The following is a 7415-nucleotide window of genomic DNA, read 5'->3' on the forward strand; positions in this document are numbered from 1 at the left end:
TTCGTACTTATTTGGTTTGCAAGTAAGCTATGTTAAGCTATAATGAGAGAGATTAGGGAGAACATCCCATATGTAGGAGGAGTTTATATGTCAAAACAACAAATCGGCGTTGTCGGAATGGCCGTCATGGGTAAAAATCTAGCCCTTAACATTGAAAGCCGCGGCTACTCTGTTGCACTATTCAACCGTACAGGAGCAAAAACAACAGATGTGGTAGAAGAACATCCAGACAAAAACTTCAAAGCAACATACACGATCGAAGAATTTGTTGATTCAATCGAAAAACCACGTCGCATCCTTTTGATGGTCAAAGCAGGACCAGCGACAGATGCAACGATCCAAGAATTATTACCACATTTAGACAAAGGTGATATCTTGATCGATGGCGGGAACACCTTCTTCCAAGATACGATTCGTCGAAACGAAGAATTAGCTAATTCTGGTATCAACTTTATCGGGACTGGTGTTTCAGGTGGAGAAGAAGGTGCGTTGAAAGGACCTTCGATCATGCCTGGTGGACAAAAAGAAGCGTATGAATTAGTTGCACCGATCCTTGAACAAATTTCTGCAAAAGCAGAAGACGGCACCCCTTGTGTAACTTACATTGGTCCAAATGGTGCAGGTCATTATGTCAAAATGGTCCACAATGGGATCGAGTATGGTGATATGCAACTGATTGCTGAATCTTACGACTTGATGAAAAATATTTTAGGCCTATCTGTTGATGAGATGGCTGATATCTTCAAAGAATGGAACGAAGGTGAATTAGATAGCTACTTGATCGAAATCACTGCGGACATTTTGACACGCAAAGACGATGAAGGCACAGGTCAACCGATCGTAGATGTGATCCTTGATGCTGCGGGAAATAAAGGAACAGGTAAATGGACAAGTCAAAGTGCTTTAGACCTAGGTGTACCACTACCGTTGATCACTGAGTCTGTCTTTGCCCGTTACATCTCTGCATACAAAGAAGAACGTGTACAAGCAAGTAAAATATTGACACACTCGAATGATTTTGAATTCAATGGCGACAAAAAAGAATTTATCGAAAAAATTCGTGAAGCATTATACTTCAGTAAAATCATGAGCTATGCCCAAGGGTTTGCACAGCTACGTGTTGCATCAAAAGACTATGGCTGGGATTTGCCATTCGGTGAAATCGCAAAAATCTGGCGTGCCGGCTGCATCATCCGTGCTCGTTTCTTACAAAAAATCACAGATGCCTACGATAACAATCCTGACATCGAAAATCTATTATTGGATGACTACTTTGTTGAAATCACTAAGAAATACCAACAAGCTGTTCGAGAAGTTGTTGCATTAGCTGTTCAAGCAGGCGTACCAGTTCCGACATTCTCTTCAGCGATTGCTTACTTTGATTCATACAGAGCCGAACGTTTGCCTGCAAACATCATCCAAGCACAACGTGATTACTTTGGTGCACATACGTATGAGCGTGTTGATAAAGAAGGAATCTTCCATTACTCATGGTATAACGAAGATTAATCAGCCTCTTTATTCTACATGTTTAAACAAATAAGTAATAAATGAAAGAGCTGAGGTCAAATTATAGAGGTCGACTTCAGCTCTTTTTAAAAATAGTATTCCATGATAAAATGATTATAGATTTTAAAATTAACTATCGGTATAATAATGGAGTTTAGAAGCCTAGGAGAGAAAGGATAAAATTGAATGAGTAATATTCTAATCATTGAAGATGAGAAAAACTTAGCCCGATTTGTCGAATTAGAATTAAAACATGAAGGGTATAATGCTGAAGTACATTACAATGGACGAACAGGTCTGGATGCTGCTTTGAATAATGAGTGGGATGCAATTTTATTAGACTTGATGTTACCTGAATTGAACGGACTTGAAGTTTGTCGTCGTGTACGCCAAGCGAAAAATACACCAATCATCATGATGACTGCGAGAGATTCTGTCATTGATAGAGTTTCGGGTTTAGATCACGGAGCAGATGATTACATCGTCAAACCATTTGCAATCGAAGAATTGTTAGCGCGTCTACGTGCTTTATTGCGCCGCATCGACATCGAAGGAGACAAGAATGTCGCAAAACAAACGACGATCACTTATCGCGATTTAACGATTGAAAAAGAAAATAGAGTCGTACGTCGTGGGAATGAAGTCATTGAATTAACGAAGCGTGAATATGAACTATTACTTACTTTAATGGAAAATGTCAACGTGGTACTTGCACGTGATGTTTTATTGAACAAAGTTTGGGGTTACGAAACCGAAGTGGAAACAAACGTAGTGGATGTGTATATTCGTTATCTACGTAATAAAATCGACGTTCCTGGTGAGGAAAGTTATATCCAAACAGTACGTGGGACTGGTTACGTGATGCGCTCGTGAGCAACTACAATCAAACCGAAAAAAGAGAACTTAAAGGTCCATCCTTGACGATCAAGTGGGCCTTTGCAAGTTCTTTCTTCATATTTGTCGTCTTTACGATTTTTGCAGTGATCACCTATAAATCATCGATCAATCTGATCGTAGCTAAAGAAAGAGCGAATGTGGAACATACAATTTCTGAAGCGGCTTCTCGTTTGTCAAATTCAGATGAGGAGTTGACATTGATCAATGCCTATCGAAACTTAACGAACGCTGACCAAACCAGTGGTACTGGAGATGACACAGCTGTCATTGAAGGTAATTTGATGAAGATCGACTCCTTTATTTCTGAACTCGGTCAAGCATCAATGGATCTATATGTTTACGATTTAGATGAAAAACTGATTTTCAAAACACACGAAAAAAGTCGTTCATTGATCCAAACGACTAGGAAGATCCCAACCATCGTTACTTTAGATGGGAAAACCGGCTTTTTATCGATCCAACCTATTTATTCTAAACAAACAAGAGAAAAAATCGGTTATACTCAAACATTTTATGAACTTTCATCTTTCTATGATATAAGAAATAATCTGTTATTGACTTTGATCGTGTTAGAGATCGTCTCCTTGATACTAAGTAGTATCTTAGGTTTCTTCCTATCTTCCTACTTCTTAAAACCGTTAAAAGTATTAAGAGATACGATGGATACGATCCGTAAAGACCCGCAATCAGATATCCATATGCCAGAGATCGACACAGATGATGAGTTAGCAGACCTTGCTGAGATCTTCAATGAAATGCTGGATCGTATGCGCCTATATATTGAGCAACAAGAACAATTTGTGGAAGATGTATCACATGAATTAAGAACACCTGTAGCAATTATTGAAGGGCATCTCAGCTTGTTGAATCGCTGGGGGAAAGATGATCCCGAAATTTTAGAAGAATCCCTAACTGCAAGTATGCAAGAAATCAGTCGGATGAAAAGCTTAGTACAAGAAATGCTAGATCTGTCACGTGCAGAGCAAGTAGATGTTTATTATGCAAACGAAACGACGAATGCAAAAGAAGTGACTTATCAAGTATTCAATAATTTCAAATTACTTTATCCTGATTATGTCATTACACTGGATGATGACTTAGCTAAAGAAGTAACACTACAAATTTTTAGAAATCATTTTGAGCAATTGATCATCATCATTTTGGATAATGCGGTAAAGTATTCAACGACAAGAAAAGAAGTCCATATCTCGATTTCATCCACGCTTAGCGAATTTGAGATCGCGATCCAGGATTTTGGCGAAGGGATACCTCAAGAAGACTTGAAGAAAATATTCAATCGTTTTTATCGTGTAGATAAAGCGCGAGCACGAACAAAAGGTGGAAATGGCTTAGGATTGTCGATTGCCAAACAGCTTGTAGAAAGCTACAAAGGTAGAATATTAGCAGAGAGTGTAGTTGGGCAAGGAACGATTTTTAGGATTTTTGTACCGATCGTACGAACAGAAGACAAGTAAAGTATTTACTTTACTTGTCTTTTTTTATGGATCTGTCGGCAAGTGTAGCCAGTATAATGATCTGTAGGGAGAGCTTATATGAAGTAAGTCTAAAAAGAGAGACGAACTTTAAATGTGAAATCCCAGAATAATGCAATTAAATAACATTAAAAAACTGTTGATTTTTAAACATTGTAGACGAATATTCGGCTTTGAAAATATTCGTTCAAAAAAGCATTTTTTCTATTGCAATTTTTTTAAGTCCTTGATATATTATTATTTGTTCTGACAAAGCAGAAAGAAACGTCACGATAAATTGTTGAATTTAAGTGTTGACGAGGTTTGAAAGCTATGTTATAATAACGAAGTCGTTAAAAAACGAGGCGGTAAAAACCTTTATATATCAACAAAAAAAGTTGTTGACAGATAACAACTAAAATGATATATTAATTGAGTCGCTGAGAAACAACGACAAAGAACTTTCTGAATTAAGAAAGAAAAACTTGTTGACAACATCTTAAAGAAATGTTAAGATATAAAAGTTGTTAAATAAGAAAGAATAGACCTTTGAAAACTGAACAAAGTAAGACAAACCAAATGTGTAGGGCGTCTTGATTCAATTCAAGACAACAAACATTTTTAACAAGCAAGCAATATGCTAGCAAACAAATTGAGCTTAACAATCGAAAGATTGTTCTAACTTTTTATGAGAGTTTGATCCTGGCTCAGGACGAACGCTGGCGGCGTGCCTAATACATGCAAGTCGAACGCTTCTTTTCCCACCGGAGCTTGCTCCACCGGGAAAAGAGGAGTGGCGAACGGGTGAGTAACACGTGGGTAACCTGCCCATCAGAAGGGGATAACACTTGGAAACAGGTGCTAATACCGTATAACAATCGAAACCGCATGGTTTCAATTTGAAAGGCGCTTTACGGTGCCGCTGATGGATGGACCCGCGGTGCATTAGCTAGTTGGTGAGGTAACGGCTCACCAAGGCCACGATGCATAGCCGACCTGAGAGGGTGATCGGCCACATTGGGACTGAGACACGGCCCAAACTCCTACGGGAGGCAGCAGTAGGGAATCTTCGGCAATGGACGAAAGTCTGACCGAGCAACGCCGCGTGAGTGAAGAAGGTTTTCGGATCGTAAAACTCTGTTGTTAGAGAAGAACAAGGGTGAGAGTAACTGTTCACCCCTTGACGGTATCTAACCAGAAAGCCACGGCTAACTACGTGCCAGCAGCCGCGGTAATACGTAGGTGGCAAGCGTTGTCCGGATTTATTGGGCGTAAAGCGAGCGCAGGCGGTTTCTTAAGTCTGATGTGAAAGCCCCCGGCTCAACCGGGGAGGGTCATTGGAAACTGGGAGACTTGAGTGCAGAAGAGGAGAGTGGAATTCCATGTGTAGCGGTGAAATGCGTAGATATATGGAGGAACACCAGTGGCGAAGGCGGCTCTCTGGTCTGTAACTGACGCTGAGGCTCGAAAGCGTGGGGAGCAAACAGGATTAGATACCCTGGTAGTCCACGCCGTAAACGATGAGTGCTAAGTGTTGGAGGGTTTCCGCCCTTCAGTGCTGCAGCTAACGCATTAAGCACTCCGCCTGGGGAGTACGACCGCAAGGTTGAAACTCAAAGGAATTGACGGGGGCCCGCACAAGCGGTGGAGCATGTGGTTTAATTCGAAGCAACGCGAAGAACCTTACCAGGTCTTGACATCCTTTGACCACTCTAGAGATAGAGCTTCCCCTTCGGGGGCAAAGTGACAGGTGGTGCATGGTTGTCGTCAGCTCGTGTCGTGAGATGTTGGGTTAAGTCCCGCAACGAGCGCAACCCTTATTGTTAGTTGCCATCATTTAGTTGGGCACTCTAGCAAGACTGCCGGTGACAAACCGGAGGAAGGTGGGGATGACGTCAAATCATCATGCCCCTTATGACCTGGGCTACACACGTGCTACAATGGGAAGTACAACGAGTCGCGAAGTCGCGAGGCTAAGCTAATCTCTTAAAGCTTCTCTCAGTTCGGATTGTAGGCTGCAACTCGCCTACATGAAGCCGGAATCGCTAGTAATCGCGGATCAGCACGCCGCGGTGAATACGTTCCCGGGCCTTGTACACACCGCCCGTCACACCACGAGAGTTTGTAACACCCGAAGTCGGTGAGGTAACCTTTTTGGAGCCAGCCGCCTAAGGTGGGATAGATGATTGGGGTGAAGTCGTAACAAGGTAGCCGTATCGGAAGGTGCGGCTGGATCACCTCCTTTCTAAGGAATATTACGGAGACTACACACGTTTGTCGATACTTTGTTCAGTTTTGAGAGGTCTACTCTCAAAATTTTGTTCATTGAAAACTGGATATTGAAGTAAAAATGTAAGTAATACAAACCGAGAACACCGCGTTGAATTTGAAAGCTAAACAAATCGTTTAGCCTTAAGCAAAATAGGCGACCAGAAGTGAAAGCTTGCTTTCACGGATTGGACGATCTTTTTGTCGAAGAGGCTGATTTGTGTGCTGGATAGAGTTTTTTAATAAGTTCAATTGCTTATTTTTCTTGATTGGACTTCTATCGCTAGAAGAAAGATCAAAACCCAACCGTAAGGTTGATAAGGTTAAGTGAATAAGGGCGCACGGTGGATGCCTTGGCACTAGGAGCCGATGAAGGACGGGACTAACACCGATATGCTTTGGGGAGCTGTACGTAAGCTATGATCCAGAGATTTCCGAATGGGGAAACCCAGCATCTTTTATAGGATGTTACGTATACGTGAATACATAGCGTATACGAGGTAGACGCAGAGAACTGAAACATCTAAGTACCTGCAGGAAGAGAAAGAAAATTCGATTCCCTGAGTAGCGGCGAGCGAAACGGGAAAAGCCCAAACCAATGAGCTTGCTCATTGGGGTTGTAGGACTCCAATATGGTAGTTCTTTCAGATAGTCGAATGACTTGGAAAAGTCAGTCAAAGAGGGTGAAAGCCCCGTAGATGAAATTTGGAAGGCACCTAGGAGGATCCTGAGTACGGCGGAACACGAGGAATTCCGTCGGAATCCGGGAGGACCATCTCCCAAGGCTAAATACTCCCTAGTGACCGATAGTGAACCAGTACCGTGAGGGAAAGGTGAAAAGCACCCCGGAAGGGGAGTGAAATAGAACCTGAAACCGTGTGCCTACAACAAGTCAAAGCCCGTTAATGGGTGATGGCGTGCCTTTTGTAGAATGAACCGGCGAGTTACGATTGCATGCGAGGTTAAGTTGAAGAGACGGAGCCGCAGCGAAAGCGAGTCTGAATAGGGCGTTTGAGTATGTAGTCGTAGACCCGAAACCATGTGATCTACCCATGTCCAGGTTGAAGGTGCGGTAAAACGCACTGGAGGACCGAACCCACGTACGTTGAAAAGTGCGGGGATGAGGTGTGGGTAGCGGAGAAATTCCAAACGAACTTGGAGATAGCTGGTTCTCTCCGAAATAGCTTTAGGGCTAGCCTCGGAATTGAGAATGATGGAGGTAGAGCACTGTTTGGACTAGGGGCCCATCTCGGGTTACCGAATTCAGAT

Annotated in this window: 3 protein-coding genes and 2 rRNA genes (1 of these 5 running past the window's edge); all 5 read left to right on the forward strand. The window is 42.2% G+C overall.

Features of this window, described 5'->3' with window-relative positions:
* The first annotated feature begins 87 nt into the window (after nucleotides 1-87).
* On the forward strand, nucleotides 88-1509 hold the full coding sequence (gndA, locus tag IGI79_RS04885; RefSeq protein WP_438845741.1) for an NADP-dependent phosphogluconate dehydrogenase: 1422 nt from the start codon (nucleotides 88-90) through the stop codon (nucleotides 1507-1509).
* Between the two features lie 186 nt (nucleotides 1510-1695).
* Nucleotides 1696-2382, forward strand: coding sequence for a response regulator transcription factor (locus tag IGI79_RS04890; RefSeq protein ID WP_010735834.1), 687 nt, complete (start codon nucleotides 1696-1698; stop codon nucleotides 2380-2382).
* On the forward strand, nucleotides 2379-3881 hold the full coding sequence (locus tag IGI79_RS04895; RefSeq protein WP_438845742.1) for a HAMP domain-containing sensor histidine kinase: 1503 nt from the start codon (nucleotides 2379-2381) through the stop codon (nucleotides 3879-3881). The genes IGI79_RS04890 and IGI79_RS04895 overlap by 4 nt, the downstream gene beginning before the upstream one ends.
* Before the next feature lie 681 nt (nucleotides 3882-4562).
* Nucleotides 4563-6123, forward strand: a 16S ribosomal RNA gene (locus IGI79_RS04900).
* A gap of 344 nt (nucleotides 6124-6467) precedes the next feature.
* Nucleotides 6468-7415, forward strand: a 23S ribosomal RNA gene (locus tag IGI79_RS04905); it runs 1967 nt beyond the window's last position.
* The 16S and 23S rRNA genes sit together here, the layout of an rRNA operon.

The organism is Enterococcus sp. AZ084, from assembly GCF_051714905.1.
GTDB classification, from domain to species: Bacteria; Bacillota; Bacilli; order Lactobacillales; family Enterococcaceae; genus Enterococcus_B; species Enterococcus_B pernyi.

Bases quoted from the DNA above. Each gene is read 5' to 3' on its own strand.
- gndA (WP_438845741.1), top strand. From the start codon at position 88: ATGTCAAAACAACAAATCGGCGTTGTCGGAATGGCCGTCATGGGTAAA.
- IGI79_RS04890 (WP_010735834.1), top strand. From the start codon at position 1,696: ATGAGTAATATTCTAATCATTGAAGATGAGAAAAACTTAGCCCGATTT.